The sequence below is a fragment of the Meridianimarinicoccus sp. MJW13 genome (genome assembly GCF_014901205.1).
Classification (GTDB): Bacteria; Pseudomonadota; Alphaproteobacteria; order Rhodobacterales; family Rhodobacteraceae; genus Meridianimarinicoccus.
Genome location: NZ_JACNMU010000001.1, coordinates 374095 through 391988, shown reverse-complemented (window position 1 = coordinate 391988; position 17894 = coordinate 374095). Strand labels below are relative to the sequence as shown.

Genomic DNA, 17894 nt, shown 5'->3' with positions numbered 1-17894 from the left:
GGAGCCGGTCATGAGCCAACCCATCGACGCTGCCCCCGCTGTTCCGAGCCATCTGGAAGTCTCGGATGAGGTCGCCATCGAAATCAGCGGCATGAACAAGTGGTACGGCCAGTTCCACGTGCTGCGTGACATCGACCTGACCGTCTATCGTGGCGAACGCATCGTGATCTGCGGCCCCTCGGGGTCGGGGAAATCCACGCTGATCCGCTGTATCAACGCGCTTGAGGAGCATCAGGCCGGGAAGATCACGGTGGATGGCACCTTGTTGTCGTCGGACCTGAAGAACATCGACAAGATCCGTTCCGAGGTTGGCATGTGCTTCCAGCACTTCAACCTGTTCCCGCATCTGACCATCCTTGAGAATTGCACGCTGGCGCCGATCTGGGTGCGCAAGACCCCCAAGCGCGAGGCCGAGGCCACGGCGATGCATTTTCTTGAAAAGGTGAAGATCCCCGATCAGGCCAACAAGTACCCCGGCCAACTGTCGGGCGGTCAGCAGCAGCGGGTGGCGATTGCACGGTCGCTGTGCATGAAACCCAAGATCATGCTGTTCGACGAACCCACCTCGGCGCTGGACCCCGAGATGATCAAGGAAGTGCTCGACACCATGATCGAGCTGGCCGAGGACGGCATGACCATGCTGTGCGTGACCCATGAAATGGGCTTTGCGCGGCAGGTGGCGAACCGGGTGATCTTCATGGATGCCGGCCAGATCGTCGAGCAGAACGAGCCGGAACCGTTCTTCAACAACCCGAAAAGCGAGCGGACCAAGCTGTTCCTGAGCCAGATCCTGGGACACTGACGCCCCGCAAGACGAACAATGCCTGGCGGCCTCTGTGGGGACTCCCCCGCGGGGGCCGCAGACGTTCAGGGCACGCTGTAGCGCATCACCGTCTCAAGGGCGTCGAACATGGCGTTGCGCCGGTCCTCGACCGGTTCAAATCCGTAGCGATCGTAAAACGCCCGTGCCCGGCTGTTGTCGTGGAAAACGCACAGGTGCAATTCGGGATGCAGGGTGGCGGCGTGGTCCAGCAGGGCGCGTCCGAAGCCGTGCCCCTGCCACGCGGGCAGGATGAAGAGCCCGCCGATTTCGGCCCCGAGCAGGGACAGGAAGCCGACGCAGCGCCCGTCTGTCTCGTACATATGGGTGTCGGCGACTTGCAGAAGCTGGGTCGCGATGAGCGTGTCGGCCTGCGCGACGACCTCGGCGCTCAGGAAGGGGTGGGCCTGGGCATTGGCCTCGCGCCAGATGGCCATGACGGCGGCTTTGTCGCTGTCGGTATAAGGGCGGATCATGAAAGCGGCATCCGTTCGGTTTGAAGCGCCGGTGTGTCCGACCATTGGCTGCGGTTCCCGAAGCGTCGGGTCAGTCCGTCAATTCACGCGGGACGATGAAGTCCAGCACCTTGCCCGTGCCGGGCTTCAGGTCGGACCAGGCGTCGATGGGAAATTCCAACACCAGCGTGGCCAGCGTCGGATAGATGTCGAAGCGCGGATGCGCCGGGGCGGCTTGCACAAGCTGGGCGGCCAGATCTCCGACGCCGGGGTTGTGGGTGAGCAGGATCACGGTGTCGCCGCTGGCCTCGCTCAGCGCCGTGCGCAGGGCCTTGGCCGAAGCGAGGTACAATTCGGGCATCAGCGCCGGCGTGGGCGTGGGCGGAAAGTGCGGCGCCAGCCGGTCCCATGTCTCGCGGGTGCGGGCGCTGTCGGAACACAGGATCTGGTCGGGCACATGGCCGCGCGCCGCCAGCCAGGGGCCGATCGCGTCGCAGGAGCGCCGCCCGCGTGCGTTCAGCACCCGGGCGTGATCGTCCAGGTCCGTGTCCTGCCACGAGGACTTTGCATGGCGCATCAGGATCAGGCGTTTTGGCATGGGTGGAAGGCTCTCATGTGGAACGCGGATTGGTCGGGGTGACGCCCGGAGGCGGCCCCCAGCGGGCAGGCGCGGCGTGCGGCGCAGCCCCGTGTCATGCAGTCCTGGCCTGCCGCGCGATCCAGAAAACCATGACAGGCGGCAAGATCATAGCCCCGATCGGCGCTGAACGCGGATACCGGGCAGGCCGACAGGCAGGGACGCGCCGCGCATGTGTCGCAGGGGCTGGCCGCGGCGGGCTGGGCGGGCGCCGCCCAGGGCAACGCCACGGCAGCCCGGAAAGACACCCAAAGCCCGGCCGTGCGGCTGACCAGCAGCCCCATGGGCGCGGCCCAGATCCGGGCGCTGCGCAGCGCCCAGGACACGAAAGGCGGATAGGGCGGGCCATCGGAGGGAAACAGGGCCATCCCCCCGACCGAGGCCGCCACCGGCGTCACCAGCCGCCGCGAGAGCCGATCCAGCGGGTCGGACAGGCCGTCGCGCATCTCGGGCGCGGTTTGGGCCAGGGTCCAGAAGCCGGGTTCCTGCGGCGCGACAAGGGCGATGCTGGTGAAATCCGGCGGCATGCCGTCGCTGGCTTCCAGCGGCACATGGGCCGCCTGCAACAACTGGCAGTCCGCAAGGGCCCGCTGAAAGGCAGCCGGGCCGGTCACGCGCTTCGGATGATCGACCCGGCACCGTGATCGGTGAAGAGTTCCAGCAGGCAGGCGTTGGGGGCACGCCCGTCCAGGATAACGGCCGCCCGAACGCCGCTTTGCAGGGCCGCCAGCGCGGTTTCGGTCTTGGGGATCATGCCCCCGGCGATGGTGCCGTCCGCCGTCATCTCGCGAATTTGCCCCGCGGTCAGTTCGGTCACGACAGTGCCCGTGGCATCCTTGACGCCCGGCACGTCCGTCAGCAGCAGCAGGCGATGCGCCTTCAGCGCCCCGGCGATGGCCCCGGCAGCGGTGTCGCCGTTGACGTTCATGCTGTGGCCTTCGGCATCGGCGCCGATCGGCGCGATGACCGGGATCATGCCGGCCTCGAAAATGGTGCGCACCACGTCGGTGTTCATCTGTTCCGGGGTGCCGACGAAGCCGAGGGACGGATCGGTCTGGCGGCAGATCATCAGGTTGGCGTCCTTGCCCGACAGGCCCACCGCGCGCCCGCCCTGGCGGTTGATCGCGGCCACGACACGTTTGTTCACGAGACCCGCAAGCACCATTTCCACCACGTCCATCACCGGCTGGCTGGTGACGCGCTTGCCGTTGACGAACTCGAACTGGATATCGAGCCTGCCCAGCATCTCGTTGATGGCCGGGCCGCCGCCATGAACGATGACCGGATGCACGCCGACCTGGCTCATCAGCACGATGTCGCGGGCGAATCCGTCCATCGCCTCGTCGCTGCCCATCGCGTGGCCGCCCAACTTGATGACGACGGTCGCGCCCTCGTAGCGTTGCAGGTAGGGCAGGGCCTCGGACAGGGTCCGGGCGGTGGCGATCCAGTCGCGGGTCATGTCGGTTCGTTTTCTCATCATCGGGATCCAGAAGCGTCCGCCGGTGTTATTATGTTGCGCGGGCGCTGCCAAGAGGCCGATGTGGATCGCCCCTGGCAGGCCGGGGCCTTCGGCGAGAGTATTTTCGCCAAGAAGAAGCCGCCGCCGCTGGGTCAGCTGCAGGGCGTCGGCGCGTCAGTCGCGCAGGCCGTGGATGGTGCTGCGCAGGGTCGGCAGTCCGAGGCCCTTTTCCGAGGAGGTGGCGATCAGTTCGGGAAAGGCGGCCGGGTGCTTGGACAGCGCCTTGCGCACCTGCGCCAGAATCGGGTCGCGATCCTTTTCCTTGATCTTGTCATCCTTGGTCAGCACCACCTGGAAGGGGACGGCGGATCTGTCCAACAGGGTCATGATTTCCTCATCCACCGGTTTCACGCCGTGGCGCGAATCGATCAGCATGAAGGCGCGGCGCAGGGTCTGGCGCCCCGACAGATAGGATTTCAGCAGGCGCTGCCATTTCTCGACCACCGCGACGGGCGCGTTGGCAAAGCCATATCCAGGCAGGTCGACGATGTAGAGGTCGTCACGTTCGAAGAAGTTGATCTCTTGCGTGCGGCCGGGGGTGTTGGACGCGCGCGCAAGCCCCTTGCGTCCGGTCAGCGCGTTGATCAGCGAAGATTTTCCGACGTTCGAACGGCCGGCGAAGCAGACCTCGGCGCGGTCGGCGGCGGGCAGGCCCGACATGGCGACCACGCCTTTCACAAAGGTGGTCTCGCCGGCGAAGAACTTGCGCGCGGCTTCGGCGGTGATGTCGTCGGGCTCGGGGGCGAGGGGGAAGGGCAGCATCATCGGGCAGCCTCCAGCGTGGCCAGGTCGGCGCCGCGAATGGCGTCGAGGTTTCGGGTGAGCTTGTCGAGCGGCCAGTCCCACCAGGCGATGGCGAGCAGGCGCGCGACGGTACCGGCATCGAACCGCGTGCGGATTTCGCGCGCCGGGTTGCCGCCAACCACGGTGTAGGGCGCCACATCGGCGGTGACGACGCTGCGGGCGGCAATGATGGCGCCGGGGCCGATGGTGATGCCGGGCAGGATCAGGGCTTCGGTGCCGATCCAGACGTCGGCGCCGATCACCGTGTCGCCGCGATTCTCCGCCGCCCAGCTGGCCGGATCGAATCCTTCTTCCCAGCCGTGGCCGAAGATGTTGAAGGGAAAGGTGGAAAAGCCGCCCATGGCGTGGGTGGCGCCATTCATGATGAAGGTGGCGCCGCGTGCGAGGGCGCAGAACGGGCCGATCACCAGCCGGTCACCGACGAAATCGAAGTGATAGCGCAGGTTGCGGTCGAAGAAGTGTTCTGCCCCGTCCGGGTCGTCGTAGTAGGTGAAGGCACCAACCGAGACGTTGGGCCGGTCTTTCGCCAGCGGACGCAGGAACACCACCTGGTCGATGCCGGGCATCGGGTGCAGGACATCGGGGTCGGGGGCGTTCATGCCAACACCTCTACCGTGTCACCTACCCCGATGGTGCCGGGCTTGGTGACCACGGCCTTGATGCCGAAGTCGATGTGACCCCAGTGGCGGCGCAGCAGTTGCAGGGTGGTCACGTCATGGGTGCCGGTGTCGGGGTTGGTCTCGGTGGCGCGGCAGCGGGTGATGCGTTCGTCCACGCGCAGCTCGGCACTGCCGATGCGCAGGGTGCGGCCGACCCAGTCCAGTTCCTCGAACGGGGCCAACCCGTCGAGCCAGAGGTTGCCACGGAACCGCCGCATGTCCAGTGCCTGGCCCGCAACCTCGCCCAGGGCGTCCAGCGCGGCGCGGCCCAGGATGGCAACCGAAGGGAAGGGGGCATCGCTCATCCCCTCTGGTGGGGCCTTGATCACCCGTGTCGGGGCCGGGCGCTCGGCGGGGTAAAGCGGGCGCAGCCAGTCGATCAGGCGCGGACCTTCTGTTGCGGGATCGATGATCAGGTCCGTATGCCGGGGGTGGCTGAGATGGATGCGATCGCCGATGGTGCGCGCGGTGATTGCCATCAGCTCGGGCCCATAGCAGCCGCGCGCAAAGTTACGGCAGGGCTGCCAATCACCGGTGTCGGTGGCGTCACCGGTCAGGACAGCCCAGGCCCGGTCGCCCGGCAGGGGGCGATCCGGGGTCAGTTGGGTGGTTTCCAGAGGCTCGGCGCCGATGCCCTTGATCGGGTGACGCCAGATGGCGGCGAGCCTGTGGGTCATTCCTTCGACGCTCCGGCCTTCTTCTTGAAGCTCGAGAGGATGTTGCCCAGGATGTCTGGCTTGAAGCCGTGGGTGCGCATGATGAAGTACTGCTGCGAGAAGGTGATCACGTTGTTGGCGATCCAGTACAGCACCAGGCCACTTGCGAAGCTGCCCAGCATGAACATGAAGATCCAGGGCATCCAGGCAAAGATCATGGCCTGGGTCTTGTCGGTGGGTGCCGGGTTCAGTTTCTGCTGCAGCCACATGGAGACGCCGAGGAAGATCGGCAGGATGCCCAGCGACACGATCGCAAAGATCGACCCGGGATCGGGCACCCCGTAGGGCAGCAGCCCGAAGAGGTTCAGGATCGACGAGGGATCCGGCGCTGACAGGTCGCGGATCCAGCCGAACCACGGCGCGTGGCGCAATTCGATGGTGACGAAGATCACCTTGTAGAGTGAGAAGAAGATCGGGATCTGCAGGATGATCGGCAGGCAGCCCGAGGCCGGGTTGACCTTTTCCTTCTTATAGAGCGCCATCATCTCTTGCTGCATCTTCTGCTTGTCGTCGCCGCAGCGTTCCTTCAGCTTCTCCATCTCGGGCTGAAGTTCCTTCATCTTCGCCATCGAAGAATAGGATTTCCAGGCCAGGGGCAGGACCAGCGCCTTGATGATCAGGGTCAGGACGATGATCGACCAGCCCATGTTGCCGATGATGCCGTTGAGGAAGTGCAGCAGCTGGAAGATCGGCTTGGTCAGGAAGAAGAACCAGCCCCAGTCGATGCTGTCGACGAAGCCTTCGAAGCCCAGATCCTGCTCGTAGTGCTTGATGGTTTCCCATTCCTTGGCCCCGGCGAAGAGGAAGGTCTGCACCTCGACCGTCTGGCCGGGTTCCACTGTCTGGGTCGGCAGGCGGGTTTCGGTCTGGTAGATGTCGGCGTTGGCGACGTATTTGGCGACCGACAGGAAATTCTGGCCGGGGGCCGGCATCAGCGCGGTCATCCAGTATTTGTCGGTGAACCCGATCCAGCCGTTGGCGGCCACGTCGATGATCTCGGCGCGGGCGGCTTCCCGGTCGACGTAGTCGAGATCCGGCATGTCGCCGTATTCGATTTCTTCCAGCGTGCCGTCGGACATGCGCACGACGCCTTCATGCAGGATGAAGAAGTTGGTCAGTTCCGGCTCGCCATGGCGGGCGACAATGCCGTAAGGGGCCAGTCGCTGGGCGGTTTCGCTGGCGTTGGTGACCGACTGGGTGACGGTGAAAAGATACTCTTCGTCGACGCTGATCACGCGGCGGAAGGTCAAGCCGGCGCCGTTGTCCCATTCCAGTGTGACCGGGCTGGTGGGGGTCAGCTTGTCGCCGCTCACCAGCGACCAGGGGGTGTTGGCCCCGGGGACCTGTTCGAAGGTCAGACCCGCGCCGGGCGCCCAGCCATAGAGCGCATAATAGGCATGTGAACCGCCCACCGGGGACAGCAGCGTGACGTTGGGGCTGTCGGGTTCGATCGTGTCGCGATAATCCTTCAGCGCGATATCGTCGAGCCGGCCGCCGGTCAGCGCGATGGAGCCTTTGAGCTCGGGGGTGTCGATGGTCAGGCGCTCGGAAGCGGTCAGGGCCGCGCTGCGCGTTTCGACGGGGCTGGCTCCGGGGGCCGGGGCCGCAGTGCCGCCGGCAGGCGGGGCAATGGCGATGCCATCCTGCGTCGCCTGCGCGGTGGAATCGGCCGCGGGTCGCTGGGGCTGGACCGGCGGTTCCTCTGGCGGAAAGAGCAGAAACCAGCCGAGGATCACCAGGAAGCTGAGTGCCGTCGCCAGAATCATATTCTTGTTTTGATTGTCCATGTAGAACACCGCCTCGAAACTTGGGATTGCGGGCAGGTTCAACAGGCGCACCGGACAAAGGTCAAGCGGTTTTAGGCCGCAGCCTCTGCAATGTCGTGAATGAGCGCGCCGCGAATCGGTGGTTCAGCCCAGTTTCCGGTGCAATGGGGCGGGTTTGGGCAGGCGATGGCGCAACTCGTGGACCCAGGCGGGCAAATCGTCTTGGGGCATCGGTCGCGCGATGCCGTAGCCCTGGACATGGGTGCAGCCCAACTGTGCCAGCATGGCGTGCTCGCCGGGTGTTTCCACGCCTTCGGCCAGGGCATCCAGATCCAGTCGCTCGGCCATGGTCACGATGGCCGAGATCATCTGCTGTTGGTTCCGGTCGTGATCTACCCCGGTGACGAAGGACCGATCGATCTTGATCCGGCCCACCGGGAAGCGCCGCAGCGAGGTGATCGAGGCATGGCCGGTGCCAAAGTCGTCAAGGTCCAACCCGCAACCATAGGAGGCGAGCATCTGGATATTGCGGGCCACCACATCCCCGGAGGTGCCGGAGACCACGGATTCGAGGATTTCCAGCGTCAGCCGGTGCGGCAGAATATCGAAGCCATCCAGTTCCCAGGCGATCTTGTCCGCGAAGGCCGGGTTGCGCAGTTCGGCCAGGGTCACGTTGACGCCGATACCGGGGATGTCGAGGCCGTCCGTGTCCCAGGTTTTCAACGCGAGGTAGGCGTGGCGGCGCATGACTTCGCCCAGGCGTTCGAAGCGGCCGGCGGCTTCGATCTCGGGGAAGAACTCGGCGGGCCCAAGAAGGCCGCGATCCGGATGAACCCAACGGGCCAGCGCCTCGACCCCGCTGATGTCGCCGGTATCATTGGACACCTGCGGCTGAAACCACGGGCGGATCTGCCCGCTTTCCAGAGCGTCCAATGCGCGGGTGATGCGCGCGGTGTCGGGTATCTGTGGCACAGGGCGGGCGGGATCGTGGACCCGGATGGAGCCGGCCCCGGCGTATTGCGCGCGCTTCAGGGCGGTTTCTGCCGCGGCCAGGACCGCGTCCCCGGATCCGGACGCGACCTGCGCCGATAGCGCAATGCCCACCGAGAAGGACAACCGCTGCGGATCCTCGCCCACGGGGATCGGATCGGAGAGCCTGGCCTGAAGCCGCGCACCGATTTGCAGCGCGGTTTCCAGATCGTAGCGCGCCGCCGGGGCCATCGCGATGGCAATCAGCCCTGGCGCAAGCGCCGCACAATGATCCTGGTCGCGCAGCGTCTGCTGGGCCCGGTCCGCCAGCGCGTCCATCGTCCGGTCCAGCGTTGCGGGGGAATACCGTTCCAGCAGGCGTGGCGTGTCGTCCAGGTTCAGCAGGATGCAGACAGTCTGGCCCTGCGCAGCATCCCTGTCGGCGCAAAGCGCCCGGATCAGGCGTTGCCGTGGCGAAGCCAGCGGCAGTTGCGCCAGCCGATGCCCCGCCCGCCACAGGGGAAGCCACGCCAAAGCCAGCACCACTGGGCCCGACAGGGCCATCCCCCAGGCCACGTCACCGGATTTCAGATACCAGAACAGCGCCAGAAGCGGGGCCGAGGCCGCCAGCCCCCATTGCCCCCGAACGACAGAGGCGAGGAAATGTATCCCAGAGGGCAGTGTCTGTCCCGGAACCGGCATCGCGTTCCCCTTCGGCCAAGCGTTTCAGGTGACGCTAGGGTGGCGGCCTTTGGGGAAGGTTAATGCAACGGCGCGATCTGGGACGGAATTAGATCAAATTGTCCGGATCTGCGGGTTCGGACGTCCCGCGCGTCAGCCCGGCGAAATCGAACAGCTTGGGATCCAGAAGATGCGAGGGCCGCGCGTTCATCAGCGCCCTGAACATGACCTGCCGGCGGCCGGGGGCGTTGGCCTCCCAGCCATCGAGGATCTGCTTGACCTGCTGGCGTTGCAGCCCGTCCTGACTGCCGCACAGATCACAGGGAATGATCGGATATCCCATCGCCTGCGCGAATTTCTGACAATCGGCCTCGGCCACATGCGCCAGCGGACGATAGACAAAGAGATCGCCTTCCTCGTTCACCAGTTTCGGCGGCATGGTGGCCAGCCGCCCGCCGTGAAACAGGTTCATGAAGAAGGTTTCCAGAATGTCATCGCGATGATGGCCCAGCACCACCGCCGAACAGCCTTCCTCGCGCGCGATCCGGTAGAGATGTCCGCGCCGCAGGCGGGAACACAGCGCGCAGAAGGTTCGGCCCTGGGGGATCTTGTCCATCACCACGGAATAGGTGTTCTGGTACTCGATCCGATGCGCAACGCCCATGCGCTCCAGAAATTCGGGCAGGACGGTTGCGGGAAACCCCGGCTGGCCCTGGTCCAGGTTGCAGGCCAGGATCTCGACCGGCAGCAGCCCGCGCCATTTCAGTTCGTGCAACACCGCCAGCAGGGTATAGCTGTCCTTGCCGCCCGACAGGCAGACCAGCCAGCGGGCGTCGCGTTCGATCATGCCATATTGCTCGATGGCCTCGCGGGCATGGCGCACGATCCGCTTCCGCAGCTTGCGGAACTCGGTTGTTTTGGGCGCGCCGTGGAACAGCGGGTGAATGTCATCGGCATCATCAAGCATGGCCAGCCCCTAAACCCGCGTCCGCAACAGATCAAGCGTTCCCGCAAGGATCCGTAAATTTCCTCGCGCCCCGAAGGTCCCCTGCCTAAGGTGAGCGGAAGTTCCGATTTCAGAGAGAGCAGGATGCCTGACTACATCTTTACCGTTCGCAGGATTCGCAAGGGGGTCTTCCTGCCCGAACCCGGCCCCGCGCATTTCCTGGAGGTGCCGGACAAGGCCACCACCCATGGTCCCGATGACAAGATCAGCCGCGCAAGCTGGTTCAAGAAAGTGCAGGAGGATTGCAAGGGGCGGGTCAACCCGATCACCGGCGAGGATGTCGGCGATATCGTGGTCTACGTGCATGGATTCAACAATTCTCTGGACGCGGTGGTGACCCGGCATCGGTTCATCAAGAAGTGCTTTCAGGACTTCGGTTTCGAAGGCACCGTGGTCAGCTTTGACTGGCCCTCGGATGACAGCGCCCTGAACTATCTTGAGGATCGCTGGGATGCCAAGCAGACAGCCAACCAGCTGGTCAAGGAAGGCATCGCCAATTTCGTGCGCCTGCAGCGCCCCGATTGCGAGATCAACCTGCACATCATGGCGCATTCCATGGGCACCTACGTGGTGCGCGAGGCCTTCGACGATGCTGACGACCGGCGCCAGCTGGCGGCGAAAAGCTGGGCTGTCAGCCAGGTTCTGCTGTTCGGCGCCGATATTTCGGCGGGCTCGCTTGCGGCGGACAGTTCGAAGTCCTCATCGCTCTATCGCCACTGCGCGCGTCTGACCAACTATTACAACCACTTCGACAATGCGCTGAAACTGTCCAACGTGAAACGCATCGGCGTGTCGCCCCGCGCCGGTCGTATCGGCCTGCCCGACGATGCCCCCGACAAGGCCGTCAACATCAGCTGCACCGAGAGGTTCGATGCGTTGCCCGAAACCTTCAAGAAAGACGATCTGGCCGGACACCGCTTCTATTTCGAAGACACCGAGTTCATGCGCGACGCTTTCTACACGATCCTCGGGGACACCGACCGGCACAACATTCCCACGCGCGCACGTCTGGGCGACAAGCTGATCCTGAAACCCTGACGGACCGGAGCGCCCGTCCCGGGGCATTGCGGGCTTGCAAAGATCGCTTGGGGCTCCGCCGGGTCGCATCTGAACCGCTGCCCCGCCCGAACTCCGGGCGCGCCTCGTTCTTCTTGGGGGCAATACTCCCGCCGGAGGCAAGAAGTTCGCACTGCCAGAAGTCAGAAGCGGTCAGTCCGGGACGTTGTCGATGCCCGATCCGCCCCATGGATGGCAGCGGGCAATGCGCCGGGCGGCCAGCCAACTGCCCTTGATGGCCCCGTGGGCGGCAAGGGCCTCCAACGCATAGGCCGAACAGGTGGGGTGGAATCGGCAGCCGTGGCCGACCCAGGGCGACAGCAACAGGCGGTAGGCGCGCACCGGCAAAGCGACGACATGGGCCAGCGGGCTCATGTGCGGGCGGCTTTAGGGGCGTGGATCTTGGTCAGGGCGCGGGACAGATCGCCCTGCATCTCGGCAAAGGGGCGCTGGGCGGTGGCGTCCTTGCGGCCCACCAGCACGTAGTCCCAGCCGGGCTTGCCCTGTTCTGCGATCACCTCGCGCGCCAAGGCGCGCAGGCGGCGCTTGGCGTGGTTCCGGGCCACCGCATTGCCGACCTTCTTTGAACAGGTGAAGCCCACGCGGATCACATCGCCCTCGGCCTCACCGTCCCGCCTTTTGCGGCCCTGCAGGACAAATCCCGGCATGGCACGATAGCGCCCGCGCGACGCCGCCAGAAAATCGGTGCGCTGGCGCAGGGTCTGGATGGGATGGCAAACGGCAGAAAGGCCGCCGTCGCAAGGCGAGGCGGCCATATCAGGCTGTTCCACGGTCAACTCGGGCACCGTCATGGACGGAGCCAACGCCCTCAGGCGCTGAGCGACTTCCGGCCGCGGGCGCGGCGGGCGTTCAGGATCTTGCGACCGGCCTTGGTGGCCATACGGGCGCGGAAACCATGACGCCGCTTGCGGACGAGATTGCTGGGCTGAAAGGTGCGTTTCATCGCGCCGTCTCCATTTTCTTGTGCGGGACCGCGAACGGGATTCGCGGGCATCGGAATTCGAAGCCCCGCTCCTAGAGCCTAATCCCGCGCCCGTCAACGTCGCTGGCCGGAAATCTGGCGGGTTTTTCCGCCCTTTCCGCGATTGTTACAGAAAAACCGCCCCGGCTCACAATCCCCTACAGAAGATCAAGGGCCCGTGAGAGGGGCTTCCGCGACCGCTCCAAAGGGGGCATGTCCAAGGCATGGGTTGGCAAAGGGCACCGGCATGAGCGACATTCCCACGACTGAAAACCTTGGTCCCCTGAAACGGTGGCTGCCGCTGGCGGTGATCGTGGCGGTGGCTGCGGTTGGCGCCTTTACCCTGCGCGATGTGCTCAGCTTCGAGGCGCTGGCGGCCAACCGCGAGGCGCTGCTGGCGTTCCGCGACGCCAACTACACCATCACTGTCGCGGCCTTCATCGCGCTCTATACACTGATCGTGGCCTTCAGCCTGCCCGGTGCCACCATTGCCACCCTGACCGGCGGGTTCCTGTTTGCCACCTTTCCCGGCGCGCTGTTCAACATCGTTGCGGCCACCCTTGGCGCAACAGCGATCTTCCTGGCTGCGCGCTGGGGGCTGGGAGATCGGCTGGCGGCGCGGATGGATGCCTCGAAAGGCACCGTCGGGCGGATCAAGACGGGCATCGACGAAAACCAGTGGGAAATGCTGTTCCTGATCCGGCTGGTGCCGGCGGTGCCTTTCTTCGTGGCCAACCTGGTGCCGGCGCTGGTGGGCGTGCCGCTTTTTCGCTTCGTGGTCACCACCTTTCTGGGCATCATCCCCGGCGCGGTGGTCTATACCTCGGTCGGCGCCGGTCTGGGCGAGGTCTTTGCCAGCGGCGCGACCCCGGACCTTGGCGTGATCTTCGAGCCGCATGTGCTGCTGCCGATCCTCGGCCTGTGCGCGCTGGCGGCGCTGCCGATGGGTCTGAAGGCGCTGCGCGGCAGGAAAGGGATCTGACCATGGAAACCATCTCGTGCGATCTGTGCATTCTCGGGGCTGGCTCTGGCGGGCTGTCGGTGGCGGCGGGGGCGGCCCAGATGGGCGCCGACGTGGTGCTGCTGGAAGGCCACAAGATGGGCGGCGACTGCCTGAACTATGGCTGCGTGCCCTCCAAGGCGCTGCTGGCGGCGGGCAAACGCGCCCATGCCATGGGGCAGGGGGCGGCCTATGGGGTCACCCCGGTGGTTCCGCAGGTGGATTTCGCCGCCGCCAAGGACCACGTGGATGCCGCCATCGCCACCATCGCCCCGCATGACAGCCAGGAGCGGTTCGAGGGGTTGGGGGTGCGCGTCATCCGCGACTTCGGGCGCTTTGTCTCGCCGACCGAGGTCGAGGTCGGGGAGCATCGCATCACCGCGCGCCGCTTTGTCATCGCCACAGGATCACGTCCCTTCGTGCCGCCCATCGAGGGGCTGGACGACGTCACCTATCACACCAATGAAACCATCTTCAGCCTGCGCGACCGTCCCGAGCATCTGATCATCATCGGTGGCGGGCCCATCGGCATGGAGATGGCGCAGGCGCATCGGCGGCTGGGCTGCGCGGTGACGGTGATCGAAGCCGCGACGGCATTCGGCAAGGATGATCCCGAACTGGCCGCCATCGTTCTGGATCGGCTGCGCGGTGAAGGCATCGAGATCCTGGAGGACACCGAGGCCGGGTCGGTCTGGGACTTCGAAGGCCGGATCACCGTGGAAACCTCGAAAGGGCCGATCACCGGCACGCACCTGCTGGTGGCGGTGGGGCGGCAGGTCAATATCGACAAGCTGAACCTTGAAGCCGCCGGGATCGACCATGATCGCAAGGGCATCACCGTGGATGCCGGGCTGCGCACCTCGAACCGCCGGGTCTATGCCATCGGCGATGTGGCGGGCGGGATGCAGTTCACCCATGTGGCGGGATACCACGCCGGGATCGTGATCCGGTCGGCCCTGTTCGGGCTGCCGGCCAAGGCGCGCACCGACCACATCCCCTGGGTCACCTATACCGATCCGGAACTGGCCCAGATCGGCCTGACCGAGGCCCAGGCTCGCGCCGCGCATGGCGACAAGCTGGAGGTCGCCCGGTTCGACCTGTCCGGCAACGATCGCGCCATTGCGGAAGGCACGACCACCGGGCTGACCAAGGTCATGGTGGTGAAAGGGCGGCCCGTGGGCGTTTCCATCGTCGGGCCACAGGCGGGCGAACAGATCGCGCTTTGGGCGCTGGTGCTGGCCAACAAGCTGAAACTCAGCGCGGTCACGAATATGGTTGCCCCCTATCCGACCATGAGCGAAGCTGGAAAGCGCGCGGCCGGGGCCTATTTCTCTCCCCGGCTGTTCGAAAACCCGACGGTGAAGCGGATTGTCCGGGCGATTCAGCGCTTTTTGCCGTAGCACCGTGGCACGGACCAGGATCAGGGCGGGCATGTTCAACACTCTATCAGGCCGTTTTCTTGTCCTGACCATCCTGTTCGTGATGCTGGCCGAAGTTCTGATCTTCGTGCCGTCCGTGGCCCGGTTCCGCGAGGATTACCTTCTGGCGCGGCTGGAGCGGGCGCAGATCGCCTCGCTGGTGCTGCTGGCCGACGATATGATCGCGCCGGAACTGGAGCGCGAGCTTCTGCAAAACGCCGAAGTCTACAACGTCGTGCTGCGCCGCAACGAGATGCGGCAGTTGATGCTGTCCTCGCCGCTGCCCGCACCCATCGCCGCGACCTATGACCTGCGCGAAGCGCCCCCCGCACGGTTGATCGGCGAGGCCATGATGCAATTGCTCAATGGCGAGAACGAGATCATCCGCGTGATTGGCAACCCGACCCGCGCGGCCGGCCTGCTGATCGAGGTCACGATGGATGCGGCGCCCCTGCGCGCGGCCATGCTGGACTATGGCGTGCGCATCCTGTGGCTGTCGGCCCTGATCTCGGCGGTGACGGCGGGGCTGCTGTTCTTCGCCGTGCGCCGGATGATGGTGCTGCCGATCCGCCATGTGGTGACCCACATGAAGGAATACGCCGCCGCCCCGGAAGACGTGCGCCACATCATCAACCCGCGCACCAAGGTGCGCGAATTGCGCGACGCGGAATTGGCGCTGCAATCGCTGCAAACCCAGTTGACCGGAGCCCTGCGGCAGAAGGATCGGCTGGCACAGCTAGGCGGCGCGGTGGCCAAGGTCAGCCACGACCTGCGCAACATCCTGACCACGGCGCAGCTGTTCGCCGACACCATGGAGCGGTCCAAGGATCCCCGCGTGCAGCGCGCCGCCCCCAAGCTGGTCAATTCGATCAGCCGGGCGGTCAACCTGTGCGAGTCCACGCTGGCCTTCGGCAAGGCCGAAGAGCCGCCGCCCAAGCTGGACCGGCATCCGCTGTACGATCTGGTCGAGGAGGTCTTTGACAATGAACGCATCGCGGCCACCGATGGCTCGATCACCTATGTCAACGAAGTGCCGCCCGCGCAGATCATCCGCTGCGACTCGGAACAGTTGTTGCGCATCCTGGGAAATCTTGTGCGCAATGCGCGGCAGGCCATTGCCAGCACCGGGGCGCCCGGCACCGTGACGGTCCATGCCGACGAAAGCGAAACCGCCTGGACCATCACCGTGGCCGACACCGGGCCGGGGCTGCCCCCCAAGGCACGCGAGGCCCTGTTTCAGGCGTTTCAGGGCAGTTTCACCAAGGGTGGCACCGGGTTGGGCCTGGTCATCGCGGCTGAACTGGCCCGCGGCCACGGCGGCACCCTGACGCTGGAAAGCAGCGATGACAGCGGCACCGTCTTCCTGCTGACGCTGCCGCGCGGCGAAAGCGGATTGGCGGCGTAGAAAACTTCATTTTTTTGCTTGCAGTCCCCCAAGGCCGCGACTAGAAGGACGCCCTACGCGCTGGTAGCTCAGTTGGATAGAGTACTTGACTACGAATCAAGGGGTCGGGGGTTCGAATCCTCCCCAGCGCGCCACTTCCCTTCCATATCCAACTGAAATCTCCCGATAATTCGGGTGCGGCACGCCGTGGCTATCGCCCTTCGGTTCGTGCGGGTTGCGGCGCGACAAACGCCGTCGGTTGCCGACTGACCACGCCGCAGACACAGCCCGTCCCGGTGGCGTGATTGCCCCTGTCTTACCCCTGTGTTGCCTGAACCGGGGGGCGCCCTTCTTCGGTTCAATCTTCTTGCCCGGCGAGACCCCGGAGCCGAAGGCCGTGTCGGTTCTGCGATCCGCGCATCTGTGTGACAGGTTTGAAATCTGTCGGGCATATCGTAAAGTTGTTTGACTGATTGCGGCGATGTTCATAGGGTGAGCCCCGAAACAGTAGGGGCAGGGCACCTTGGACGGTGGATCCGACAGCACGGAACGGCGCAGCGACCAGATCTATCGGCAATTGGCCGAAGGTATCGCGGCCGGGCGACTGGCGCGCGGAGAGAAACTTCCCTCGGAAACCGCGCTGGCGACGGAATACGGGGTCTCGCGTCCCACCGTGCGCGAGGCGCTGGCGCGGCTGCGCGAGGAGGGGATGATCGCCTCGCGTCGCGGTTCCGGGGCCTATGTTCAGGACGCGGCCGAGCGCATCACTCGCATAGCGCCCCTGACCAGCATTCAGGATCTGCAGATGTGCTTCAGGTTCCGGATCGGGCTGGAATCCGAGGCCGCGCGCCTTGCCGCGCAGAACCGCACACGCGACGATCTGCGTGGACTGGAGGCCGAGATCGCGGCCATGGACAGCGCCAACGTCAGGGGCGAAACCGGGATGGAGCAAGACTTAGGCTTTCATATGGCTGTCGCCCGCGCCAGCCAGAACCGCTTTTTCGTGGCCGGGCTGGAGCAGGTGCGGCCGCATATCGCCCAAGGGATGACGATCAACCGAACGCTGTCTCTGATGTCCGAAGCCCCGCGTCTCGTGAGGGTGCAGGACGAACATCGCCGTGTCTGCGACGCCATCCGCAAGGGCGATGGCGACGCTGCTGCCGAAGCCATGGCCACCCATCTTGGCAATGCATTGAACCGACTCTTCGAAGGATAACCCATGACTGATCTTGCTCCCGTTTCGTCCGGTACGCTGGACACGCTGCGCAACACCTCGACCGCGACCATCGCCACGCTTCTGTACAAGCATGGCATCCGCAATGCCTTCGTTCAGGGGGTCGGGCGGCTGGGCGGGCAAAAGCCGCGCATGGTCGGGCCGGCCTTTACCCTGCGCTATATCGCGGCGCGCGAGGACACCGACCAGGTGACCGAATTCCGCAAGCCCGACCATCCGCAGAGGCAGGCAATCGAACAATGCCCCGAAGGCCATGTGCTGGTGATGGATTGCCGCGGCGACGCCTCGGCGGCCTCGGCAGGCTCGATCCTGCTGACTCGGCTGGAAGTGCGCGGCGGTGCGGGCGTTGTCACCGATGGCGGTGTGCGCGATGCCGATGGCGCGGCGGCGCTGGACATGCCGGTCTATGCTGCGGGCCCTTGTGCGCTGACCAATCTGACCAAACATCATGCGGTCGATCTGAACGTGCCGATCAGCTGCGGCACCTGCCCGGTCTATCCCGGTGACATCGTTGTCGGCGATGGCGATGGCGTCATGGTGATCCCGCGCCACATGGCCGACCAGATCGCCGAAGAGGCCGGACCGATGGAACTGTACGAAGATTTCGTTCTGGAAGAGGTGCGGGCCGGGGCCACGATCATCGGCCTCTATCCGGCCACCAAGCCGGAAAACCTGGAAAAGTTCGAGAAATGGAAGGCCGAAAAGGGGCTGTGAGGCCCGTTTCGACAACCATGATCGGTTGAACCGCCGCCGGGGAAACCCGGCGGCAGGCCGATCCGATACTGATG

General features: G+C 65.2%; 20 protein-coding genes and 1 tRNA gene. 8 read left to right on the top strand and 13 right to left on the bottom strand.

The genetic code is table 11. The features are described from left to right. Positions 1-10 precede the first annotated feature (10 nt). On the top strand, positions 11-802 hold the full coding sequence (locus H8B03_RS01820; RefSeq protein WP_319022417.1) for an amino acid ABC transporter ATP-binding protein: 792 nt from the start codon (positions 11-13) through the stop codon (positions 800-802). A gap of 65 nt (positions 803-867) precedes the next feature. Here the strand turns inward: H8B03_RS01820 and H8B03_RS01815 are convergent, their stop codons facing one another. The 10 genes from H8B03_RS01815 to ttcA form a co-directional block, all read right to left on the bottom strand. Next, entirely contained in the window at positions 868-1296 is a 429-nt protein-coding gene (locus H8B03_RS01815; RefSeq protein ID WP_193139683.1) for a GNAT family N-acetyltransferase, read from the bottom strand. Between the two features lie 70 nt (positions 1297-1366). Next, a complete protein-coding gene (locus H8B03_RS01810; RefSeq protein WP_193139681.1) occupies positions 1367-1873 on the bottom strand; it encodes a histidine phosphatase family protein in 507 nt (168 codons plus the stop codon). Then, positions 1858-2526 carry a ferredoxin gene (locus tag H8B03_RS01805; RefSeq protein ID WP_193139679.1) on the bottom strand — a complete coding sequence of 223 codons (669 nt, stop codon included), beginning with the start codon at positions 2524-2526 and terminating at the stop codon, positions 1858-1860. The genes H8B03_RS01810 and H8B03_RS01805 overlap by 16 nt, the downstream gene beginning before the upstream one ends. After that, positions 2523-3389 carry an acetylglutamate kinase gene (argB, locus tag H8B03_RS01800; RefSeq protein ID WP_226925632.1) on the bottom strand — a complete coding sequence of 289 codons (867 nt, stop codon included), beginning with the start codon at positions 3387-3389 and terminating at the stop codon, positions 2523-2525. Before argB ends, H8B03_RS01805 begins: the two co-directional genes overlap by 4 nt. Positions 3390-3545: 156 nt before the next feature. Next, complete coding sequence (gene yihA / locus H8B03_RS01795; protein WP_193139677.1) at positions 3546-4196, bottom strand: ribosome biogenesis GTP-binding protein YihA/YsxC; 651 nt, start codon at positions 4194-4196, stop codon at positions 3546-3548. Then, entirely contained in the window at positions 4193-4834 is a 642-nt protein-coding gene (locus tag H8B03_RS01790) for a CatB-related O-acetyltransferase (protein ID WP_193139675.1), read from the bottom strand. Before H8B03_RS01790 ends, yihA begins: the two co-directional genes overlap by 4 nt. Then, positions 4831-5571, bottom strand: a complete 741-nt coding sequence (locus H8B03_RS01785) for an MOSC domain-containing protein (RefSeq protein WP_193139673.1) — start codon at positions 5569-5571, stop codon at positions 4831-4833. The genes H8B03_RS01790 and H8B03_RS01785 overlap by 4 nt, the downstream gene beginning before the upstream one ends. Further along, positions 5568-7397 carry a membrane protein insertase YidC gene (gene yidC, locus H8B03_RS01780; RefSeq protein WP_193139671.1) on the bottom strand — a complete coding sequence of 610 codons (1830 nt, stop codon included), beginning with the start codon at positions 7395-7397 and terminating at the stop codon, positions 5568-5570. Before yidC ends, H8B03_RS01785 begins: the two co-directional genes overlap by 4 nt. 123 nt (positions 7398-7520) lie before the next feature. Then, positions 7521-9047, bottom strand: a complete 1527-nt coding sequence (locus tag H8B03_RS01775) for a GGDEF domain-containing phosphodiesterase (RefSeq protein WP_193139668.1) — start codon at positions 9045-9047, stop codon at positions 7521-7523. A gap of 88 nt (positions 9048-9135) precedes the next feature. Continuing rightward, on the bottom strand, positions 9136-9993 hold the full coding sequence (gene ttcA, locus H8B03_RS01770) for a tRNA 2-thiocytidine(32) synthetase TtcA (protein ID WP_193139666.1): 858 nt from the start codon (positions 9991-9993) through the stop codon (positions 9136-9138). 123 nt (positions 9994-10116) lie between these two features. Between ttcA and H8B03_RS01765 the strand changes: the two genes are divergently transcribed. Next, on the top strand, positions 10117-11070 hold the full coding sequence (locus H8B03_RS01765; RefSeq protein ID WP_193139664.1) for an alpha/beta hydrolase: 954 nt from the start codon (positions 10117-10119) through the stop codon (positions 11068-11070). A gap of 171 nt (positions 11071-11241) precedes the next feature. Here the strand turns inward: H8B03_RS01765 and yidD are convergent, their stop codons facing one another. From yidD to rpmH, 3 genes are read right to left on the bottom strand one after another with little or no spacing between them, the layout of a single operon-like run. Continuing rightward, complete coding sequence (gene yidD / locus H8B03_RS01760) at positions 11242-11463, bottom strand: membrane protein insertion efficiency factor YidD (protein WP_193139662.1); 222 nt, start codon at positions 11461-11463, stop codon at positions 11242-11244. Then, complete coding sequence (gene rnpA, locus H8B03_RS01755) at positions 11460-11900, bottom strand: ribonuclease P protein component (RefSeq protein WP_394355438.1); 441 nt, start codon at positions 11898-11900, stop codon at positions 11460-11462. The genes yidD and rnpA overlap by 4 nt, the downstream gene beginning before the upstream one ends. Before the next feature lie 17 nt (positions 11901-11917). Next, the gene (gene rpmH / locus H8B03_RS01750; protein WP_012177012.1) at positions 11918-12052 is read right to left on the bottom strand and encodes a 50S ribosomal protein L34; all 135 of its coding nucleotides are present in this window, start codon (positions 12050-12052) and stop codon (positions 11918-11920) included. 265 nt (positions 12053-12317) lie between these two features. Between rpmH and H8B03_RS01745 the strand changes: the two genes are divergently transcribed. From H8B03_RS01745 to H8B03_RS01720, 6 genes are all read left to right on the top strand, one after another. Next, entirely contained in the window at positions 12318-13052 is a 735-nt protein-coding gene (locus tag H8B03_RS01745) for a TVP38/TMEM64 family protein (protein WP_193139660.1), read from the top strand. 2 nt (positions 13053-13054) lie between these two features. Beyond that, entirely contained in the window at positions 13055-14470 is a 1416-nt protein-coding gene (locus tag H8B03_RS01740) for an NAD(P)/FAD-dependent oxidoreductase (protein WP_193139658.1), read from the top strand. Positions 14471-14501: 31 nt separating this feature from the next. Then, complete coding sequence (locus tag H8B03_RS01735; RefSeq protein ID WP_193139656.1) at positions 14502-15893, top strand: HAMP domain-containing sensor histidine kinase; 1392 nt, start codon at positions 14502-14504, stop codon at positions 15891-15893. Between the two features lie 57 nt (positions 15894-15950). Beyond that, positions 15951-16027, top strand: a tRNA-Arg gene (locus H8B03_RS01730). A 368-nt stretch (positions 16028-16395) separates the two neighbouring features. Next, a complete protein-coding gene (locus H8B03_RS01725; protein ID WP_193139654.1) occupies positions 16396-17088 on the top strand; it encodes a FadR/GntR family transcriptional regulator in 693 nt (230 codons plus the stop codon). 3 nt (positions 17089-17091) lie between these two features. Then, positions 17092-17820, top strand: a complete 729-nt coding sequence (locus H8B03_RS01720) for a ribonuclease activity regulator RraA (RefSeq protein ID WP_193139652.1) — start codon at positions 17092-17094, stop codon at positions 17818-17820. Positions 17821-17894: the final 74 nt, after the last annotated feature.

Bases quoted from the DNA above. Each gene is read 5' to 3' on its own strand.
- H8B03_RS01820 (WP_319022417.1), top strand. From the start codon at position 11: ATGAGCCAACCCATCGACGCTGCCCCCGCTGTTCCGAGCCATCTGGAA.
- H8B03_RS01745 (WP_193139660.1), top strand. From the start codon at position 12,318: ATGAGCGACATTCCCACGACTGAAAACCTTGGTCCCCTGAAACGGTGG.
- H8B03_RS01765 (WP_193139664.1), top strand. From the start codon at position 10,117: ATGCCTGACTACATCTTTACCGTTCGCAGGATTCGCAAGGGGGTCTTC.
- H8B03_RS01815 (WP_193139683.1), bottom strand. From the start codon at position 1,296: ATGATCCGCCCTTATACCGACAGCGACAAAGCCGCCGTCATGGCCATC.
- rpmH (WP_012177012.1), bottom strand. From the start codon at position 12,052: ATGAAACGCACCTTTCAGCCCAGCAATCTCGTCCGCAAGCGGCGTCAT.
- argB (WP_226925632.1), bottom strand. From the start codon at position 3,389: ATGAGAAAACGAACCGACATGACCCGCGACTGGATCGCCACCGCCCGG.
- H8B03_RS01740 (WP_193139658.1), top strand. From the start codon at position 13,055: ATGGAAACCATCTCGTGCGATCTGTGCATTCTCGGGGCTGGCTCTGGC.
- yidC (WP_193139671.1), bottom strand. From the start codon at position 7,397: ATGGACAATCAAAACAAGAATATGATTCTGGCGACGGCACTCAGCTTC.
- H8B03_RS01775 (WP_193139668.1), bottom strand. From the start codon at position 9,047: ATGCCGGTTCCGGGACAGACACTGCCCTCTGGGATACATTTCCTCGCC.
- yihA (WP_193139677.1), bottom strand. From the start codon at position 4,196: ATGATGCTGCCCTTCCCCCTCGCCCCCGAGCCCGACGACATCACCGCC.
- H8B03_RS01785 (WP_193139673.1), bottom strand. From the start codon at position 5,571: ATGACCCACAGGCTCGCCGCCATCTGGCGTCACCCGATCAAGGGCATC.
- H8B03_RS01735 (WP_193139656.1), top strand. From the start codon at position 14,502: ATGTTCAACACTCTATCAGGCCGTTTTCTTGTCCTGACCATCCTGTTC.
- ttcA (WP_193139666.1), bottom strand. From the start codon at position 9,993: ATGCTTGATGATGCCGATGACATTCACCCGCTGTTCCACGGCGCGCCC.
- H8B03_RS01810 (WP_193139681.1), bottom strand. From the start codon at position 1,873: ATGCCAAAACGCCTGATCCTGATGCGCCATGCAAAGTCCTCGTGGCAG.
- H8B03_RS01720 (WP_193139652.1), top strand. From the start codon at position 17,092: ATGACTGATCTTGCTCCCGTTTCGTCCGGTACGCTGGACACGCTGCGC.
- yidD (WP_193139662.1), bottom strand. From the start codon at position 11,463: ATGAGCCCGCTGGCCCATGTCGTCGCTTTGCCGGTGCGCGCCTACCGC.
- H8B03_RS01790 (WP_193139675.1), bottom strand. From the start codon at position 4,834: ATGAACGCCCCCGACCCCGATGTCCTGCACCCGATGCCCGGCATCGAC.
- rnpA (WP_394355438.1), bottom strand. From the start codon at position 11,900: ATGACGGTGCCCGAGTTGACCGTGGAACAGCCTGATATGGCCGCCTCG.